This window comes from Corynebacterium vitaeruminis DSM 20294 (assembly GCF_000550805.1).
Lineage (GTDB): Bacteria > Actinomycetota > Actinomycetes > Mycobacteriales > Mycobacteriaceae > Corynebacterium > Corynebacterium vitaeruminis.
On record NZ_CP004353.1, the window covers coordinates 426,129 to 446,669 of the forward strand.

The window sequence follows — 20,541 nt, forward strand, 5'->3', positions numbered from 1 at the left end:
ACCGGGCGGGAGTTTCCCGTATATTGGTAACTGTTTTCTATAATCAGTAGGGTTGCCGCGGCGAGGCGGTGCGAGAAGGAAGGGAAGAAGTGAACCTCATCGGCAAGTCCCAAGTCAGCGCCATCCGCCGGTTCGGTTCACTGGGGCTCGAGGCGAAGCTGCTCTTATCTACCCAGCTCCTGTTCAACGTGGGTTTTTACCTCGTCGTGCCGTTCCTCGCCGCCTACATGACCGAGGATCTGGCGCTCGGCGGGGCGCTGGTGGGATTCATCATCGGCCTGCGCACGTTCAGCCAGCAGGGCATGTTCTTCGTCGGAGGCGCGCTCGCCGACCGCTTCGGGATTAAGCCCGTCCTGCTCACCGGCATCGTCATCCGCATCCTAGGCTTCCTCGCCACGGGCCTCATGACCTCGGTGGCCGGGTTCATGCTGGGCGTGGTCCTCATCGGCTTCGGCGCGGCGCTGTTTTCTCCCGCGGTGGAGTCGCGGCTGGCGCAGCTCGAACGGGCGGAGCGGGGGGACCTGAGCCGGCCGGAGCTGTTTAGCCTAGACACGCTCTTCCTCAACATCGGCTCGCTCTTGGGGCCGGTGCTCGGCGCCTTACTCATTCCCTTTGGGTTCCGGCTGGTCAGCCTCCTGGGCGCGGGCATCTTTGGCTGTATCTTCCTAGGCCACGCGTTCCTCGTGCGCGGGGGAGAGGTCAAGCGCGCGGAGTCGCTCACGGCTGGCATGTCTTCGGTGGTCCGCAACCGCATGTTCATCGCCTTCGCCCTGACCAGCTGCATGGGCCAGGTCGCCTACCACATGCAGTACCAAGCGATCCCGGTCGAGCTCCAGCGCACCGGCCTGCCGGAGCTGGTCATGGGCTGGATCTTCGCGGGGATCAGCGTCTACTTCGTCACCGCGCAGATGTCCATAAACGCCTGGGCCGAGCGCCGCCCGGTGCGGGAGGCCCTCGCGGTGGGCTTCGGGGTGCAGGCTATTGGGTTCGTGATCATGGCCGTGGCGGCGGTGTGCCCCCCGCTGCCGGGCGCGTGGGCGCTTTTGCCCATCGCGGTGTGGCTGCTCATCATGCATTTCGGGCAGATGGTGTCCTACCCGTCTTCCAAGGATCTCGTGGGCATCATCGCGGGGGAAAAGAACCTGGGTACCTACTTCGGCGTCTACAACTCCTTCGGCGGGTTCGCGGTCATGGTGGTCTCGATCGGGGTGGGGCGGGTTTTCGACTTCGCCACCGTGACCAACCCGTGGGCCTTCCTGCCGTGGGCGTGCCTGGCCGCGCTGCTGGCCGCCGCGGCGATGGGGGTCGCGCGGGTCGCGGGCGCGGTGGAGTCCCGCCGCGTGGCGGGTCCCGCTCCGAAGGCCCGGCGGGAATCCGCGCATCTGTAAAACGGCACGCCGCAAAAGCGCAGGTGGTCAGATCTGCTACCGGGGTTCGTGGGGTGAGAAGCGCGGATTTTGGCTAGGGGAGGCCCGATGGTTCGGTGCCGAAGGCAAATCGTCGACAAGCAAAAGGTGCGACGGGGCGGGGGAATAAGCATTGGGGAAGCGGGGAAGGTAACATGTGCCCCATGCTGCCTTCCTCACGAATCGCCTCCATCCTCACCGTGTGCGCGGGAGCTGCGATGGCCGTGTGGGGAGGGCTCGCGCCGCAGATCATCGACTATGACGCGCGCATGCCCGTCGATCTGGAAAACACCACGCTGACGATCTCGGACAGCTCGGCGACCACCCGGCTCATCAACGACGGCCGCCAGCTCACTGTGGGTGTTAACCGCCAGTTCCACGCCGAGCTGCTGCCGCCGGTCGACGACGACACCGTCACCGCGCGCGTGGGGCTCACCGACTCGCGCGTGAGCAACCAGGACGACCTCAACCGGCTCATCTCCGCGAGCGTGTGGAGCTACAGCTTCGACCGCACCACCGGCGAGGCCACCTCGCAGGCCACCGTCAACAACCAGCTGGCGAGCGAGGACGAGACCGTCGATGTCAACGGCCTGTGGGTGAAGTTCCCCTCCGACGCGGAGCAGACCACCTACCAGGTCTTCGACCCGGTCCTGCGCGACTCGGCGCCGGCGGTGTTCCAGGACTCGTCCGAGCAAGACGGCCGCACGATCTACCGCTACCACCAGGAGATCTCGCCCACGAACGTCGCGGAGCGCTACTCCTCGGTGTTCAACACGATCGACGTGACGAGCAGCTCGGATGGCTCGTCCGACTCGGCCGAATCGGACGCTGATACGTCCACGCAGGCCTACCTCTACCACTCGGGCACTCGCGACTACTACGTCGACCAGGTCACGGGGCTCATCGTCAACGTCGAGGAGAACATCGACGACTACTACGGCGACAAGGATGGCAACAAGCTCGAGCAGGCATTGCTTTTCGACGGCCAAGGCTCGCAGGAGCAGACCGATGCGCTCATCGCGCAGGCGGCCACCGTGCACGACGGGCACGTGGCACGTATCGTCAACTATGTCGTCCTCGCCGTGGGCATTCTGCTCGCCATTTTGGGTCTGGCGGGTACTTTCGGTATCTTCAAGCGCAAGAGAACTTCATAGGGGTTCCCGCCAGCGCGGGGTCAAACCGATCGGAAACGGGGGTGATCGGTTTGACAAAACGCGAGGCCTTTACAAAGCCGTGAAATTGGTATAGGCTGATTCGTTGCGCTGGAATGCTTTTCCTGCTAGTTCGCTGACCTTGATCACCGGGTGCAAAAACTCGGATTTGACAAGGTCATTCTGTGCTATCTGGATGAGGTGTTCCGAAGCAGACCGAAATGCTCAAATACCAGCGGTTTTGGTGGTCAATATTGCGGGGCCACCATCCGCGTGAGGTGCTGGAAGGACCCATCTTGGCAGTCTCCCGCCAGACCAAGGCCGACATCCCTGGGGCTCCAAAACGTAAGTCGTTTGCAAAGATTACGGAACCAATCGAGGTCCCGGGACTTCTTGATATTCAGCTCGACTCCTTTGCTTGGCTCGTCGGCACGCCGGAGTGGCGTGCGCGCAAGCAGGAGGAGCTGGGTGAGGGCGCCCGCGTCACAAGCGGACTCGAGGACATCCTCGAGGAGCTCTCGCCGATCCAGGATTACTCTGGAAACATGTCTCTGTCTCTGTCAGAGCCGCGCTTCGAGGACATGAAGAACACCATCGAAGAGGCCAAGGACAAGGACATCAACTACTCCGCGCCACTGTACGTGACCGCAGAGTTCATCAACAATGACACCCAGGAGATCAAGTCTCAGACCGTCTTCATCGGCGACTTCCCGATGATGACCGACAAGGGCACGTTCATCGTCAACGGCACCGAGCGTGTCGTCGTCTCCCAGCTGGTTCGTTCCCCGGGCGTCTACTTCGATCAGACGATCGACAAGTCCACCGAGCGCCCGCTGCACTCCGTGAAGGTGATCCCCTCCCGCGGCGCGTGGCTCGAGTTCGACGTGGACAAGCGCGACACCGTGGGCGTGCGCATCGACCGCAAGCGCCGCCAGCCGGTCACCGTCCTGCTGAAGGCCCTCGGCTGGACCACCGAGCAGATCACGGAGCGCTTCGGCTTCTCCGAGCTCATGATGTCCACCCTCGAGGCGGACGGCGTGGCCAACACCGACGAGGCCCTGCTGGAGATCTACCGCAAGCAGCGCCCGGGCGAGCAGCCGACCCGCGACCTCGCGCAGTCCCTGCTGGACAACTCCTTCTTCCGCGCCAAGCGCTACGACCTGGCCAAGGTCGGCCGCTACAAGGTCAACCGCAAGCTGGGCCTGGGCGGCGACAACGACGGCCTCATGACCCTGACCGAAGAGGACATCGCCACCACGCTCGAGTACCTCGTGCGCCTGCACGCGGGCGAGACCTCGATGACCTCGCCGTCCGGCACCGTCATCCCGGTCGAGACCGACGACATCGACCACTTCGGCAACCGCCGCCTGCGCACCGTCGGCGAGCTCATCCAGAACCAGGTCCGCGTGGGCCTGTCCCGCATGGAGCGCGTCGTGCGCGAGCGCATGACCACCCAGGACGCCGAGTCGATCACGCCGACCTCGCTGATCAACGTTCGCCCGGTCTCCGCCGCCATCCGTGAGTTCTTCGGAACCTCCCAGATGTCGCAGTTCATGGACCAGAACAACTCCCTGTCCGGTCTGACGAACAAGCGCCGCCTCTCGGCCCTGGGCCCCGGCGGCCTGTCCCGCGAGCGCGCCGGCATCGAGGTCCGCGACGTTCACGCCTCTCACTACGGCCGCATGTGCCCGATTGAGACTCCTGAGGGCCCGAACATCGGTCTGATCGGCGCCCTGGCCTCTTACGCCCGCGTGAACCCCTTCGGCTTCATCGAGACCCCCTACCGCAAGGTCGAAAACGGCAAGCTGACGGACCAGATTGACTACCTGACCGCCGACGAGGAGGACCGCTTCCGCGTCGCCCAGGCCAAGACCGCCGTCGACGCCGAGGGCAACATCATCGACGATCGCGTCACCGTCCGCATGAAGAATGGCGACATCGCCGTCGTCTCCGGCGACGAGATCGACTACATGGACGTCTCGCCGCGCCAGATGGTCTCCGTGGCTACCGCAATGATCCCGTTCCTCGAGCACGACGACGCCAACCGTGCCCTCATGGGTGCGAACATGCAGCGCCAGGCCGTGCCGCTGGTGCGTTCCGAGGCTCCGCTGGTCGGTACCGGCATGGAGCTGCGCGCCGCCTACGACGCGGGCGACCTCATCATCAACAAGGCCGCCGGCGTCGTCGAGAACGTCTGCGCCGACTACATCACCGTCATGCAGGACGACGGCCTGCGCGAGACCTACCTGCTGCGTAAGTTCGAGCGCACCAACCAGGGCACCTGCTACAACCAGAAGCCGCTGGTCAACATCGGCGACCGCGTCGAAGACGGCCAGGTGCTGGCCGATGGCCCGGGCACCAAGGACGGCGAGATGTCGCTCGGCCGCAACCTGCTGGTCGCGTTCATGCCGTGGGAGGGCCACAACTACGAGGACGCCATCATCCTCAACCAGCGCGTGGTGGAGGAGGACATCCTCACCTCGATCCACATCGAGGAGCACGAGATCGACGCCCGCGACACCAAGCTCGGTGCCGAGGAGATCACCCGTGAGATCCCGAACGTGTCCGAGGACGTGCTCAAGGACCTCGACGAGCGCGGCATCGTCCGCATCGGCGCCGACGTCCGCGACGGCGACATCCTGGTCGGTAAGGTCACCCCGAAGGGCGAGACCGAGCTGACCCCGGAGGAGCGCCTGCTGCGCGCCATCTTCGGCGAGAAGGCCCGCGAGGTCCGCGACACCTCCATGAAGGTGCCGCACGGTGAGACCGGCAAGGTCATCGGCGTCCGCCGCTTCTCCCGCGAGGACGACGACGATCTGGCCCCGGGCGTGAACGAGATGATCCGCGTCTACGTCGCTCAGAAGCGCAAGATCCAGGACGGCGACAAGCTCGCCGGCCGCCACGGCAACAAGGGCGTCGTGGGCAAGATCCTGCCGGCCGAGGACATGCCGTTCCTGCCGGACGGCACCCCGGTTGACATCATCCTCAACACCCACGGTGTGCCGCGTCGTATGAACATCGGCCAGGTGCTCGAGGTTCACCTGGGCTGGCTGGCTGCCGCCGGTTGGCACGTGGACCCGGCCGACCCGAAGAACGCAGAGCTGCTTAAGGTGCTGCCGGAGGACCTCTACGACGTCCCGGCTGGCACGCTCACCGCGACCCCGGTGTTCGACGGCGCCTCCAACGAGGAGCTGGCTGGCCTGCTCGCCAACTCGAACCCGAACCGCGACGGCGACGTCATGGTCGACGAGAACGGCAAGGCCACCCTGTTCGACGGCCGCTCCGGCGAGCCCTTCCCGTACCCGGTGTCCGTTGGCTACATGTACATGCTGAAGCTGCACCACCTGGTCGACGAGAAGATCCACGCCCGCTCCACCGGCCCGTACTCCATGATTACCCAGCAGCCGCTGGGTGGTAAGGCCCAGTTCGGTGGCCAGCGCTTCGGCGAGATGGAGGTGTGGGCAATGCAGGCATACGGCGCTGCCTACACCCTGCAGGAGCTTCTGACTATCAAGTCTGACGACGTGGTCGGCCGCGTGAAGGTCTACGAGGCGATCGTCAAGGGCGAGAACATCCCGGATCCGGGCATCCCGGAGTCCTTCAAGGTTCTCCTCAAGGAGCTGCAGTCCCTGTGCCTGAACGTGGAGGTCCTCTCCGCGGACGGCACCCCGATGGAACTGTCCGGCTCCGACGACGATGAGTTCGACCAGGCCGGTGCCTCTCTCGGCATCAACCTGTCGCGCGACGAGCGTTCCGACGCCGACATCGCCTAACACGCCAGGTCTGCTTCTCGATGGCCGAAGGCTCGACGCCTATGGTCGTCGACAAGCAGGCGGAAAACGTAAATCGCAAGAAAGATTCACTACGACTTCTCGGAAGAATCCGAGGGGAAAGGGAGTTACGTGCTCGACGTCAACTTCTTCGATGAGCTCCGCATCGGCCTGGCCACCGCCGACGACATCCGCCGTTGGTCCAAGGGCGAGGTCAAGAAGCCGGAGACCATTAACTACCGCACGCTCAAGCCTGAGAAGGACGGCCTGTTCTGCGAGCGCATCTTCGGTCCCACCCGCGACTGGGAGTGCCAGTGTGGTAAGTACAAGCGCGTGCGCTACAAGGGCATCATCTGTGAGCGCTGTGGCGTTGAGGTGACCAAGTCCAAGGTGCGCCGCGAGCGCATGGGCCACATTGAGCTGGCCGCGCCGGTCACCCACATCTGGTACTTCAAGGGCGTTCCTTCCCGCCTGGGCTACCTTCTGGACCTGGCTCCGAAGGACCTGGAGCGCATCATCTACTTCGCCGCCAACATCATCACCAGCGTTGATGAGGAGGCCCGCCACAACGACCAGTCCACCCTGGAGGCAGAGATGCTTCTGGAGAAGAAGGACGTGGAGGCCGACGCAGAGTCTGAGATCGCCGAGCGCGCTCAGAAGCTGGAGGAGGACCTGGCTGAGCTCGAGGCTGCCGGCGCCAAGGCCGACGCACGCCGCAAGGTTCAGAACGCTGCCGACAAGGAGATGCAGCACATCCGCGAGCGCGCCGAGCGCGAGGTCGCGCGCCTAGAGGAGATCTGGCAGACCTTCATCAAGCTCGCCCCGAAGCAGATGATCATCGACGAGACCATCTACGAGGAGCTCGTCGACCGCTACGAGGATTACTTCACCGGCGGCATGGGCGCAGAGGCCATCCAGACCCTCATCCGCAACTTCGACCTCGACGCCGAGGCCGAGGAGCTGCGCCAGATCATCAACGAGGGCAAGGGCCAGAAGAAGATGCGTGCCCTCAAGCGCCTGAAGGTCGTCGCGGCCTTCCAGCGCTCCGGCAACGATCCGGCTGGCATGGTGCTCGACTGCATCCCGGTCATCCCGCCGGAGCTGCGCCCGATGGTTCAGCTCGACGGTGGCCGCTTCGCCACCAGTGACCTGAACGACCTCTACCGTCGCGTGATCAACCGCAACAACCGCTTGAAGCGCATGATCGACCTCGGCGCGCCCGAGATCATCGTGAACAACGAGAAGCGCATGCTGCAGGAGTCCGTGGACGCCCTGTTCGACAACGGCCGCCGCGGCCGCCCGGTCACCGGTCCTGGTAACCGCCCGCTGAAGTCCCTGAGCGACCTGCTCAAGGGCAAGCAGGGTCGTTTCCGCCAGAACCTGCTGGGTAAGCGCGTCGACTACTCCGGTCGTTCGGTTATTATCGTCGGCCCGCAGCTCAAGCTGCACGAGTGTGGTCTGCCGAAGCTCATGGCGCTCGAGCTGTTCAAGCCGTTCGTCATGAAGCGCCTGGTCGAGAACGACTACGCGCAGAACATCAAGTCCGCCAAGCGCATGGTCGAGCGCCAGCGCCCCGAGGTGTGGGACGTGCTCGAAGAGGCCATCGCCGAGCACCCGGTGATGCTCAACCGCGCACCGACCCTGCACCGCCTGGGCATCCAGGCCTTCGAGCCGAAGCTCATCGAGGGCAAGGCAATCCAGCTGCACCCGCTGGCGTGCGAGGCCTTCAACGCCGACTTCGACGGTGACCAGATGGCAGTCCACCTGCCGCTGAGCGCCGAGGCGCAGGCCGAGGCCCGCATTCTCATGCTCGCCTCGAACAACATCCTGTCCCCGGCCTCCGGCAAGCCGCTGGCCATGCCGCGTCTGGACATGGTCACGGGCCTGTACTACCTGACCATGGACAAGCGCGCCGACGAGTTCGGCGGCCAGGGCGCCTACGAGCCGGCCACCGAGAACGGCCCGGCCAAGGGCGTGTACTCCTCCTACGCGGAGGCCATCATGGCCTACGACCGGGGCGTGCTCGGCCTGCAGGCGCAGATCAAGGTGCGCATCTCGCACCTGCGTCCGCCGGCAGACATCGAGGCGGAGTACTTCCCGGACGGCTGGGAGCAGGGCCAGACCTGGCTTGCTACTACCTCTCTGGGTCGCGTGATGTTCAACGAGCTGCTGCCGTGGAACTACCCGTACCTCGAGGGCGTCATGGTCCGTAAGGGCGGCGGCTCCGACAAGATCATGCTCGGCGACGTCATCAACGACCTCGCGGCGAAGTACCCGATGATCACCGTGGCTCAGACCATGGACAAGATGAAGGACGCCGGCTTCTACTGGGCAACCCGTTCCGGCGTGACCATCACCATGTCCGACGTGCTCGTGCTTCCGAACAAGGAAGAGATCCTCGAGCGCTACGAGTCCGAGGCGCGCAAGATCGAGCGCAAGTTCTGGGAGCAGGGTGCTCTCACCGAGCGCGAGCGCTACGACCGCCTGGTCGAGCTGTGGAAGGACGCCACCGACACCGTGGGTAAGGCCGTCGAGGCCCTGTACCCGGATGACAACCCGATCCCGATGATCGTGAAGTCCGGCGCCGCCGGTAATATGCGTCAGATCTGGACCCTGGCCGGCATGAAGGGCATGGTCGTGAACTCGAAGGGTGACTACATCACCCGCCCGATCAAGACCTCCTTCCGCGAGGGCCTGTCGGTGCTCGAGTACTTCAACAACTCGCACGGCTCCCGTAAGGGCCTGGCCGATACCGCTCTGCGTACCGCCGACTCGGGCTACCTCACCCGTCGTCTGGTCGACGTCGCGCAGGACGTCATCGTCCGCGAGGAGGACTGTGGCACCCGCCTGGGCATCCGCGTTCCGGTCGCCGTGCCGGTCAAGGACGCCGAGGGCAACGTCACCGGCTACCGCGCGCACGAGCTCATCGAGACCACCGTCTCCGGCCGCGTCGCCGCCACCGACGTCAAGTCGGGCGACGAGGTTCTGGTCGCCGCCGGTGAGAACCTCACCGACGCGCTCATCGACAAGCTGGTCGAGGCCGGCGTCGAGCAGATCAAGGTCCGCTCCGTGCTCACCTGCCAGACCCCGACCGGTGTCTGCGCGAAGTGCTACGGCAAGTCCATGGCCTCCGGCAAGCTCGTCGACATCGGCGAGGCCGTCGGCATCGTGGCCGCGCAGTCCATTGGTGAGCCTGGTACCCAGCTGACCATGCGTACGTTCCACCAGGGTGGTGTCGGTGGCGACATCACCGGTGGTCTGCCGCGTGTCCAGGAGCTGTTCGAGGCCCGCGTTCCGAAGAACCGCGCCCCGATCGCTTCCGTCGCCGGCACCGTCCACCTCGACGACGAGGGCAACTTCTACACCCTGACCATCACCCCGGACGACGGTTCGGACAACGTGGTCTACGAGAAGCTGTCCAAGCGCCAGGGCCTGGCTACGGTCCGCGTGCCGATGGAGACCAACCCGGGCGCGTTCATCGAGCGCACCCTCCGCGAGGGCGACCACGTGGGCGTCGGCGACCGACTCCTGCGCGGCCCGGCTGACCCGCACGACGTGCTCGAGGTTCTCGGCCGACGCGGTGTGGAGCAGCACCTCGTCGACGAGGTCCAGGCCGTCTACCGTGCACAGGGTGTGGCCATCCACGACAAGCACATCGAGATCATCATCCGCCAGATGCTGCGTCGCGGCACCGTCATCGAGTCCGGTTCCACCGAGTTCCTGCCGGGTACCCTGGTCGATCTCTCCGAGGCCAAGGCGGCCAACGCCGAGGCCATTGCCGCCGGCGGCAGCCCCGCCGAGCTGCGCAGCGAGATCATGGGTATCACCAAGGCCTCGCTGGCTACCGAGTCCTGGCTGTCGGCGGCCTCCTTCCAGGAGACCACCCGCGTGCTCACGGACGCCGCGATCAACAAGCGCTCCGACAAGCTCATCGGCCTGAAGGAGAACGTGATCATCGGTAAGCTGATCCCGGCCGGTACCGGTATCTCCCGCTACCGCAACATCGCCGTCAAGCCGACCGAGGCGGCCCGCAACGCGGCCTACTCGATCCCGACCTACGGCGACTCCATCTACGGCGACGACGGCTACGGTGAGTTCACCGGCGCCTCCGTCCCGCTGGACGAGGCCTTCGACCTCTAGGTCGAACGCTAGGCTCGAAACGCCCTCAGGCTGCAAGTCAGCGCCTGGGGGCGTTTTCTGTGCCCTCACCGCGAACGGAGGAGGCACGTATGATGGGGGCGACTAAGCGAAGGAGACCCCCATGCAGACAATCGTCCCCAACATCTGGTGCAACGGCAACGCGCTCGAGATCGGCCAGTTCTACGCCGACGCGTTCCCGAAGTCGAAGATCACCGGCATCGTGCGCTATCCCACCGAGGGCCTGCTCGACTTCCAAAAGCCCATGGCGGGCCAGCCGCTGACGGTCGACGTCGCCATCGCGGGCTATAAGATCACGCTGGTCAACGCCGACGACACCTTCGCACCCAACCCGGCGATCAGCTTCATGGTCACCAGCCCCACCCCGGAGGCCACCCGCGCCCTGTGGGACAGGCTCGTCGCGGGCGGCACGGTGATGATGGAGCTCGGGCAGTACCCCTTCAACCCGTTGTACGGCTGGGTGGAGGACAAGTTCGGCGTCAGTTGGCAGCTGCTTACCGACGCCTCCGGCACCGCACCCTACATCTATCCCAACTTCATGTTCTGCGGCCGTTCCCAAAACCGCGCGGCCGAAGCCATCGAGACCTACACCGGCATCTTCCCGGACTCCGCGGTCGAGCGCGTGGTCACCTACGGGGAGATGGGAACCCCTGCCAACGGCGTCATCGAGGAGGACTCGGTGGTGTTTTCCACGTTCACGCTCGCGGGCCAGACCTTCGGCGCGATGGACTCCGCGGTCAAACAGCCCTTCGACTTCAACTGCGGCGTGGCGATGCTGGTCAACGCCCACGGCCAAGACGAGATCGACCGCTACTGGCAGGCCTTGAGCGCCGCGCCCGAGGCGGAGCGCTGCGGCTGGCTGCAGGATCGGTTCGGCGTGGCGTGGGAGATCGTCCCCGACAACTTAGGCGAACTCATGGTCCGGCCGAACGCCTACGAGAAGCTCATGAAGATGGGCAAGATCGTCATCGACGAGTTCTAGTCGAGTTCTAGACGAGTTCTCAACGAAAAACGGCACCCACCGCGAGGTAGGTGCCGTTAATTTATTCGTCTAGGACGCCGAGGTGCACTCGTACAGGTTCGAGGTACCGGAGTCGCTGACCTGGGTGCAGTTCGCCTCCACCCAGGCGGTGATCTCGTCGACCGCCGAGGAGCTGTCTGAGCTGTCCGTGCCGTCCGATCCGCCGATGCTGCCAGCGCTGTGGCCGCCGCCGCCCAGGTAGATGTAGTGGACCTGGCCGGAGTTGATGAGCTCCTTGAGCTGGTCGAGCGTCAGGTTGTTCACGTCGCCGGAGTAGCCGCCGGCGAGGATGACGTTGCCGCCCGAGGTGATGAAGTTCGAGGCCGCCGAGTAGCCGATGACCACGGCGTCGTAGGTCGAGCCCGGGTCGTTGCTGCGGATGTAGTCGAGCACCGAGGAGGCGTCGAAGCTGGAGGCGCCGCCGGGGCCGCCCTGTGAGCCACCCATCGAGCCGCCGGAGGGCGGGGTCGCGCCGTCACTGGAGCCAGAGCCAGAACCAGAGCCGGACGGCGGGGTCATCCCGCCGGAGTGGGAATGCCCGGAGGTGCTCGACGCGGTCGAGGTGGAGGCGTCCGAGCTGCCGTCGGAGGGAGCCTGCATGCCGCTCGGGGGCTGGCCGCCGTCCGAGGGAGCCTGCATCTGCCCGTCACTGGAGCCGGAGCCGGAGCCGGAGCCAGGGCCAGAGCCGTCAGCCGAACCCGGCCCGCCGGAACCGCTCGGCGCGCCACCGGAGCCGCCCATGCCGCCCATGCTGCTCACGGGGCCTGCGGCGGGCCCGTGGGCGCTACCGGAGTAGGAGCTCTGGACCGTGGACGCGGCCCACACGGCAGGGGTGGTGAGGCTGGCCACCGTCAGCATGAGCGCCGCGATGGGGGCGGCGAACCGTAGGCGTCGGGAAGCGACAAGCGCGAGCAGGCCCACGATGCCGAGCACGACGATGATCGGGATGGTGACGGTGTAGAAGGTGGAGAACTGGTTGGACAGGTACGCCGCCCAGCCGATGCCCGCCAGCGCCATGACGGCGACCCAGACGCGGTTGTGCTTCCACGCGATGATCGCGCCGAGCGCGGTGAGCATGACCACCGCCGGGGCGAACGCGATCACGTAGTAGCTGTGCATGACGCGGCCGACGGAGAAGGCCACGAAGAAGGTCGCGAACCACAGGCCGGTCATGAGCGCCGCGGAGCGAACGATCGAGGTGCGCGCGGACTTGCGCGTGTACCAGAGCGCGACGATGAGGCCGACGACCGCGGTGAGGTAGAACCAGCCCGCCTGGGTGGCCACGTTCGAGCCGAACAGGTACGACCACGACTCGCCGCCGCCAGCGCCGGCCTCCTCGTAGCGGCCGGACAGGTTGTACTCGAAGACCATCGACCACGCGGAGTTGTCTGCGGAGCCGTCGATCCACGGGCGCGCATCGGCCGGGGTGATGGAGACCAGAACGATCCACCACAGGGAGAACACGGCCGCCGAGACGCCGGCGACCACCGTGTGCCACAGGCGGCGGACGAAGCCGCCCGGCGCGAAGGCGAGGTAGGTCAGCGCGAGCGAGGGCAGGATGCCCCAGGCCTCGGCCATCTTGGACTGGAAGGCCCAGCCGACGAAGAAGCCGGTGAGTGCCAGCCACTTCCACGAGCCCTTCTCCATCGCGCGCGTCCAGGTGTAGGCCGCGAGGCTCAGCGTGAGCATGAGCAGGGTGTCGGAGATCTCCGCGTGCGCGAGCGCCGCGACGATCGGGGTGGTGGCCAAGCCCGCGGCGGCGAGCAGGCCGGCGACGTTGGCCGCGCCCGCGCCGTAGGCGTCACGCAGCCAGCGGCGGACGGTGAAGAACACGACGACGACGGCCAGCAGCGACTCGACCATCTGCGGGCCGAGCACCGCCCAGTCGTTGAAGCCGAACAGGCGCACCGACAGCGCCTGGATCCACAGCGCGCCGGGCAGCTTGTCCACCGTGATGGAGCCCCCGTCGACGGAGCCCCAGAGGAAGGAGCTCCAGTCCTTCGACATCGAGTAGACGGCGGCGCTGTAGTAGTCGTGGACTAATCCGAGTTTGATTCCGAGTGAATACGCGACGCCCGCGACCGCGACGATGAGCGCCAGCGCGCCATACGCCCACCTGTCGCCCGACGCACGGGTAGTGGCTAGTTTTTCCTTCATGGCTCGTAGGTTAAGAAACCTAAATGGCAACGTACTGGCAAGGAAGCTGAAAACGCCCCACAGTTGCGTGTGGAGCTGCTGGCCTTCTCACAGGAAACTCACGGTTTTGCCGTTGCTTGCCGACGTCTATAGCAAAACCCGCCCGTCCCGAGGGGAACGAGCGGGTTGGCTGTCGGTCGCGGGCTAGGACGCGGCCGTGCACACGTAGAGGTTGGAGGACCCGGAGTCGCTGGCCACCTGGCAGTTGGCCTGCACCCAGTTGGTGATCTCCGTCGAGGAATCGGTGGCGGTGTCGGTGGTGAGTCCGCCCATTCCGCCTCCGCCGCCGGGGCCGCGGCCCGCGCCGGAGGTGTAGACGTAGTGGACCTCGCCGTTGTTGATGAGCTCCTTGAGCTTGTCCAGCGAGAGGTTGTTCATCCCGCCGGAGAAGCCGCCCACGGAGATGACCTTGCCGCCGGAGGTGATGAACGAAGAGGCGGAGTGGTAGCCGATGGCGACCACGTCGTAGGTGCCGCCCGGGTTGTTGCTGCGGATGTAGTCGAGCAGGGTGGCGCCGTCGACGTCGGTGCCCTGCATGCCGCCGGGGCCGCCCATGCCCATCTTCTGCTGGCCGTCGGTGGTAGTGCCATTGGTGCTGCCGTCGGTCGGGGCGCCCTGAGGCATCTCGCCCATCTGCGGCGCGTTGCCGCTTGGCGGGGCCATCATCTGCCCGTCCGCGGCGGTCTGCTCGGCGGAGCCGGACTGGGCTCCGTCGGTGGGCATCTGCATCTGGCCGCTGGCCGGGGCGCCCTGGGGTGCCTCGCCGGTGGGGGCGCCACCCGGCATCATGCCGGGCTGGCCACCGTCCTGGCTGGGCTGGCCACCGTCGCGGTTCTCACCGTTCCCGCCGGGGCCGCCCATGCCGCGCGCCGGGCCGGCGGACGGCCCGATCACGCTGCCCGAATAACCCGATTGGGTCGTCGAGGCGGCCCACACCGCCGGGGTGACCAGACCGGACAGCGCCAGGGTCACGGCCGCGATGGGGGCGGCGAACCGTAGGCGTCGGGAAGCGGCAAGCGCGATGAGGCCGACCACCGCGAGGACGATGATGACGGGGATGGAGAAGGCGTAGAAGCTCGTGTAATGGCTGCTCAGGTAGACCGCCCAGCCGACCGCGGCGAGCGCCATGACGGCGATCCATGCGCGATTTCGGCGCCACGCGACGACCGCGCCGACGGCGGTGAGCCAGGCCAGCGGCGGGCCGAGCACGATGACGTAGTAGCTGTGCGCGACCTGGCCCTTGGAGAAGGCGATGAAGAAGACGGCGAACCAGATGCCCGCCATGACGGCCGCGGCGCGCATGAGGTCGGTGCGCGGCGCCTTGCGGGTGTACCACAAGAGCGCGACGAGGCCGACCAACGCGGTGAGGTAGAACCAGCCCGCCTGCGTGGCCACGTCCGCGCCGAATATGTAGGACCAGCCGCCGACGCGGTCGCTGGTGCCCTCGTAACGGCCGGAGAGGTTGTACTTAAACACCATCGACCACGCGGAGTTGTCCGTGGAGCCGTCGATCCACGGGCGCGAATCGGCCGGGGTGAGCGTGACCAGTACCAGCCACCACAGGGAGAATACCGCGGTGGTCACCCCCGCGACGAGGGTGTGCCAGACGCGGCGGCCGAAGCCGCCCGGGGCGAACGCCAGGTAGGTGAGGGCAAACGCGGGGAGGATGCCCCAGGCCTCGGCCATCTTGGCGTTGAACGCCCAGCCGACGAAGAAGCCGGTGAGCGCCAGCCACTTCCACGAGCCCTTGTCCATGGCGCGGGTCCACGCGTAGGCGGCCAGGCACAGCATGAGGGTGAGCAGGGTGTCGGAGATCTCGCCGTGGGAGAGCGCGGCGACGATCGGGGTGGTGGCAAGTCCGAGCGCCGCTAGCAGGCCCGCGAGGTTGGCGGCGGCGCTGGTGGGGCGCTTAGGCGCGGAGCCGGTGGTTTCTTCGGTTTCTGTGGCTTCGGTGGCTGTGGCGCCGGCGGTCGTGCGCCGCTCGAACGCGGTCACCCAGCGCCGCGCGGTGAAGAACACCACGGCGATGGCGATGAGCGACTCGATGACCTGCGGCATGAGCACGGACCAGTCGTTGAATCCGAAGGCGCGCACGACGAGCGCCTGGATCCACATCTCGCCGGGGAGCTTGTCGATGGTGATCGAGGTGCCGTCGAAGGAACCCCACAGGTACGCCTTCCAGCTTTTGGACATGGAGTACACGGCGGGGCTGTAGTAGTCGTGGACCAGGCCGAGACGGATGCCGATGGCGTAGACGACGCCCGCGACGGCGATGATGGCTGCTAACGCGGGGTGCGCCCACCTGTTTGCTTCGCCGCGCGGGGCAGACGCGGGCGCGGACGCGTGGGGCGCCGCCGCGGCGCCCAGTTTCGGTGCTCTTACTTCATTCACGTTCAGGATCGTAGGGGCAGCGCATGGCAAACCCCTGGGAGTTGCGTCCCAGGGGTCATACAGGCTCGTGTGGAGTTCCTAGCAAGTTCACAGCGGACTCAAAGAATTGTTAGGTAGGGGAAACCATTGTCGATTGTTGCGGCGCGCGGGCGAGCCGATGGGTCGGGTCCGCCCGCGCCTAGCTGGCGTAGCGTCCCTCCCGGTCAACCCCGCGGGCATACTGCACGACCAGCTCGTGCCCCAGATCCGCCACCCGCTCGCGCAGCTCGTCGAGGTGGCGCTCGATGACCGAGCCGGGCCACAGGGTGGTGCGCACCTGCATGTCCACGCCCGCCTCGGAAAGCAGCCGCAGCGACTCCCAGTTGCCGCCAGCCATGCGCAGGGTGCCGCCGGTGACGGCGGGGAAGTGCTCGGGCAGGGCCTTTGCGTCGAAGCCGACCCAGTCCGGGGTGGTCTCAGGCGACCGGAGCAGGGCCGTGATCCGTCGGGGCTGGTAGCCGCAGGTGTGCAGGCCCACGGCGAGCCCTTCTGCGTGGGCGGCCGCGATCGCCGCGGGCAGGTGCGGGCTCGCGGTGGGCTCGCCGCCGGAGATGACCAGCCCGTCGTAGAGCCCCTTGCGCTCCCGGAGGAGCGCGAGCGCCTCGCTGAACTTCTCGCTACCAGCCCGGAACTCCTGCAGCTGGGCGTTGTGGCAGTAGACGCAGGCCAGCGGGCAGCCCTGGGTAAACACCGTGACCGTGAGCTTGCCCGGCCAGTCGGTGGCGGAAAACGGCATGATGCCAGCGATCGGCAGCTCGTCCGCGCTGGCCGGGTCGTGTGCCGTGATGGGGGTGACGGTGGCCGGGGCTTGGGGCGCCTTGGCGTCGAAACGCGCCTTATTGGAGCGCGGGCTCCACGGCGTGCTCGTCGAAGTAGACGCGCTCATGGAATTCTCCCTTCTTGCCCGTGTTGAAGCTGGAGACCGGGCGGAAGTAGCCCATGACGCGGGTCCACATCTCGGTCTCGCTGTTGCAGGTGGGGCAGTGCGGGTGCTCGCCTGAGATGTAGCCGTGCTCCGGGCAGATGCTAAACGTCGGGGTGATCGTGATGTACGGCAGGCGGAAGGTCGACAGCGACCGGCGCACGAGCTCCGCGCAGGCCTTGCCGTCGCTCATCGCCGCGCCCATGTAGAGGTGCAGCACGGTGCCGCCGGTGTACTTGCTCTGCAGGTCCTCCTGCGCGATGAGCGCGGCGAACGGATCCGGGGTGTGGCTGACGGGCAGCTGCGAGGAGTTGGTGTAGTACGGCTCCTGCTCCGTGCCCGCGTGGAGGATGCCGGGGTGGCGCTTGATGTCCTCGCGGGCGAGCCGGTAGGTGGCGCCCTCCGCGGGGGTTGCCTCCAGGTTATAGAGGTGGCCGGTCTCCTCCTGGGCGGCGACGAGCAGCCCGTTGAGGTGGTCGAGCAGGCGCGCGACCTGGGCGTGGCCCTGCGGGTCGGTGAGGTCGTAGGCGTCGTGGGTGAAGTTGCGGATCATCTCGTTGCAGCCGTTGACGCCGATGGTGGAAAAGTGGTTGTCCAGGCTCGGCAGCCAGCGCTTGCTGTAGGGGAACAGCCCCTTGTCCATCAGCTCGGCGACAAAGGCGCGGCGTCGCTCGAGCGTGTCGACGCCTACGGCGACCAGCTCGTCGACCCTTTTGAGCAGCCCCTCCTCGTCGCCCGCGTAGAGGTAGCCGAGGCGCGCGCAGTTGAGCGTGACCACCCCGATGGAGCCGGTCAGCTCCGCGGAGCCGAACAGCCCGTTGCCGCGCTTGAGCAGCTCGCGCAGGTCGAGCTGGAGGCGGCAGCACATCGAGCGGATCATGCCGGGGTCGAGGTCGGAGTTGATGAAGTTCTGGAAGTAGGGCACGCCGTACTTCGCGGTCATGGCGAACAGCGCCTGGGAGTTCGGGGAGTCCCAGTCGAAGTCCTTGGTGATGTTGTAGGTGGGGATCGGGAACGTGAACGGGCGGCCGTCGGCGTCGCCCTCGCTCATGACCTCGATGAATGCGCGGTTGATGAGGTCCATCTCCTCTTGGAGATCGCCGTAGGTGAAGTCGACCGGCTCCTCGCCGATGAACGGCACGTTGTCGCGCAGGTCGGCGGGGCAGGTCCAGTCGAAGGTGAGGTTGGTAAACGGCGTCTGGGTTCCCCAGCGGCTGGGCACGTTGAGGTTGTAGACCATCTCCTGCAGGAACTGCTTGACCTGCTCGTAGCCGAGCCCGTCGAGGCGCACGAAGGGTGCCATGTAGGTGTCGAAGGAGGAGAACGCCTGCGCACCCGCCCACTCGTTTTGCAGCGTGCCGAGGAAGTTCACGATCTGCCCGCAAGCGGAGGAGAAGTGGCGCGGCGGGGCGGACGAGATCGCGCCGGGTACGCCCCCGAACCCCTCCTCGAGCAGCTGGCGCAGCGACCAGCCCGCGCAGTAGCCGGAGAGCATGTCGAGGTCGTGGATGTGGATGTCGCCCTCGCGGTGGGCGCGGCCGGCCTCGGGAGAAAAGACGTTGTCCAGCCAGTAGTTGGCCACGACCTTGCCGGAGGTATTGAGGATCATGCCGCCGAGCGAGTAGTCCTGGTTCGCGTTGGCGTTGACGCGCCAGTCGGCCTTGCGGATGTACTCGTCGATGGTGGAGGAGACGTCGATCGTGCTCATAGAGTGCTCCTTGTAGGCGATGCTTGTCGACGAAAAGCCAAAGGCGACAACGCATCGGGTGTAGGCGGTGGGGAAGTCTTGGTGGGCCGATTGCCTCGGCTCGTTGTGGTTTACGGTAGTCCCTTTTTCCGAGCGGGCAGCCGCGTGAAACCCCGGCGATGCGCTAGATACGGGTGATGTAATTCGTCACGGATACAACATGTAGTGGCTGGAGCGTGGGTGGGTGCTGGGGTGGGGCGAAAGTCGAGGCAAGATATAGGGTCCGATTATGTGGTTAAAAGGCTGGCCCTATTTGGGGTGGGGTGAAAGTTCCTGTCCGCATCGTCACATCCGGCGGGAATTACACGATTGTGATTCGGGTCGTTGGTGGGGGGGGGATGGCTCTCGGAAACGAGGGGGAGAATCGGGCGGTTCGGTAGGTGCCGATCCGCGCAACGGGGGGAGTTTTTCGCGGGGTTACGGAGCTGCCTCATCTATCTTCGCAGGCTACGGCGTGATAACGGCCCAATTGTGAAGATGGGCACACAATGGCCCCCGCCTGTGAGGTAATTGGCAAATGTGTACAATCGAGCCTTGTAACTGTCCACTTCCACTACGGATCGTTCGGCACGTACCTGCCGATGGAGGAGAAACATCATGGCATCAGTGACTTTTGACAAGGCCACCCTGACCTACCCGGGAGCGAAGTCCCCCACCGTCAACGGAATCGATCTCGAGATCGCGGACGGGGAATTCCTCGTCCTCGTTGGTCCCTCGGGCTGCGGTAAGTCCACCACCCTGCGCATGCTCGCCGGCCTCGAGGAGGTCACCGGCGGCCGCATCCTCATCGGCGACAAGGACGTCACCAACGCCGCTCCCAAGGAGCGCGACATCGCCATGGTGTTCCAGAACTACGCCCTCTACCCGCACATGACCGTGCGCGAGAACATGGGCTTCGCGCTGAAGATCGCCGGCGAGAGCAAGGAGGTCATCAACCAGCGCGTCGAGGAGGCTGCCAAGACCCTCGACCTCACCGAGTACCTCGAGCGCAAGCCGAAGGCTCTGTCAGGCGGCCAGCGCCAGCGCGTGGCCATGGGCCGCGCCATCGTGCGCAAGCCGCAGGTCTTCCTCATGGACGAGCCGCTGTCCAACTTGGACGCCAAGCTGCGCGTTCAGACCCGCACGCAGATCGCCTCCCTGCAGCGCAAGCTTGGCGTGACCACTCTCTACGTCACCCACGACCAGACGGAGGCGCTCACCATGGGTGACCGCATCGCTGTGCTCAAGGACGGCTACCTCCAGCAGGTCGGCTCCCCGCGCGAGCTCTACGAGCGCCCGGCCAACGTCTTCGTCGCGGGCTTCATCGGCTCGCCCGCGATGAACCTGGGCACCTTCACCCTGGGTGCCGACGGCGTGGCCACGCTCGGCCAAGCCCGTATCCCGGTCAGCGAGGCGGCCCGCGCGGCCGTGACCCCGGACGACGGCGGCAAGATCGTCATCGGCTTCCGACCCGAGGGCCTCGAGATCGTGCCCGAGGGCGAGCAGAGTCAGGGCGCCATCCCGGTCCAGCTGGACTTCGTGGAGGAGCTCGGCTCCGACTCCTTCCTGTACGGCCACCTGGTCGGCGGCGGCGACCTGAGCTCCGGCGACGAGAATAACCCGATCGAGCAGATCGTCATCCGCGCCCTGCCCAACGTCGCCCCCGAGCGCGGGTCCGTCCTGCACGTGCGCATCAAGGACGGCTCCCAGCACAACTTCTCCGTCGCCACCAGTACCCGCCTGCCTGACTAAGAGGTGTCG

General features: G+C 66.1%; 10 protein-coding genes. 6 read left to right on the top strand and 4 right to left on the bottom strand.

The genetic code is table 11. The features are described 5' to 3' along the window. Positions 1-89: 89 nt before the first annotated feature. The 5 genes from B843_RS02110 to B843_RS02130 all read left to right on the top strand — a co-directional run bounded on the left by B843_RS02110 (position 90) and on the right by B843_RS02130 (position 11,467). Positions 90-1,388: an MFS transporter gene (locus tag B843_RS02110; RefSeq protein WP_025251870.1), complete on the top strand. Its 1,299-nt coding sequence runs from the start codon at positions 90-92 to the stop codon at positions 1,386-1,388. A gap of 182 nt (positions 1,389-1,570) precedes the next feature. Next, the gene (locus tag B843_RS02115) at positions 1,571-2,560 is read left to right on the top strand and encodes a DUF3068 domain-containing protein (protein ID WP_025251871.1); all 990 of its coding nucleotides are present in this window, start codon (positions 1,571-1,573) and stop codon (positions 2,558-2,560) included. Positions 2,561-2,835: 275 nt separating this feature from the next. After that, entirely contained in the window at positions 2,836-6,330 is a 3,495-nt protein-coding gene (gene rpoB, locus B843_RS02120) for a DNA-directed RNA polymerase subunit beta (RefSeq protein ID WP_025251872.1), read from the top strand. A 129-nt stretch (positions 6,331-6,459) separates the two neighbouring features. Beyond that, on the top strand, positions 6,460-10,467 hold the full coding sequence (locus B843_RS02125; RefSeq protein WP_025251873.1) for a DNA-directed RNA polymerase subunit beta': 4,008 nt from the start codon (positions 6,460-6,462) through the stop codon (positions 10,465-10,467). Positions 10,468-10,588: 121 nt separating this feature from the next. Then, a complete protein-coding gene (locus tag B843_RS02130; RefSeq protein ID WP_025251874.1) occupies positions 10,589-11,467 on the top strand; it encodes a VOC family protein in 879 nt (292 codons plus the stop codon). 69 nt (positions 11,468-11,536) lie between these two features. On the opposite strand, the gene B843_RS02135 is transcribed toward B843_RS02130, so the two are convergent. The 4 genes from B843_RS02135 to B843_RS02150 all read right to left on the bottom strand — a co-directional run bounded on the left by B843_RS02135 (position 11,537) and on the right by B843_RS02150 (position 18,762). Continuing rightward, positions 11,537-13,663 (bottom strand): glycosyltransferase family 39 protein, encoded by a 2,127-nt coding sequence (locus B843_RS02135; protein ID WP_025251875.1) that lies wholly within the window; start codon positions 13,661-13,663, stop codon positions 11,537-11,539. Between the two features lie 183 nt (positions 13,664-13,846). After that, positions 13,847-16,093 (bottom strand): glycosyltransferase family 39 protein, encoded by a 2,247-nt coding sequence (locus tag B843_RS02140; RefSeq protein WP_025251876.1) that lies wholly within the window; start codon positions 16,091-16,093, stop codon positions 13,847-13,849. Between the two features lie 178 nt (positions 16,094-16,271). After that, the gene (locus tag B843_RS02145; protein WP_051483535.1) at positions 16,272-16,868 is read right to left on the bottom strand and encodes an anaerobic ribonucleoside-triphosphate reductase activating protein; all 597 of its coding nucleotides are present in this window, start codon (positions 16,866-16,868) and stop codon (positions 16,272-16,274) included. 100 nt (positions 16,869-16,968) lie between these two features. Then, positions 16,969-18,762 (bottom strand): ribonucleoside triphosphate reductase, encoded by a 1,794-nt coding sequence (locus B843_RS02150; protein WP_025251878.1) that lies wholly within the window; start codon positions 18,760-18,762, stop codon positions 16,969-16,971. A gap of 636 nt (positions 18,763-19,398) precedes the next feature. Here B843_RS02150 and B843_RS02155 point away from each other — a divergent pair. Next, entirely contained in the window at positions 19,399-20,532 is a 1,134-nt protein-coding gene (locus B843_RS02155; protein WP_025251879.1) for an ABC transporter ATP-binding protein, read from the top strand. Positions 20,533-20,541 lie beyond the last annotated feature (9 nt).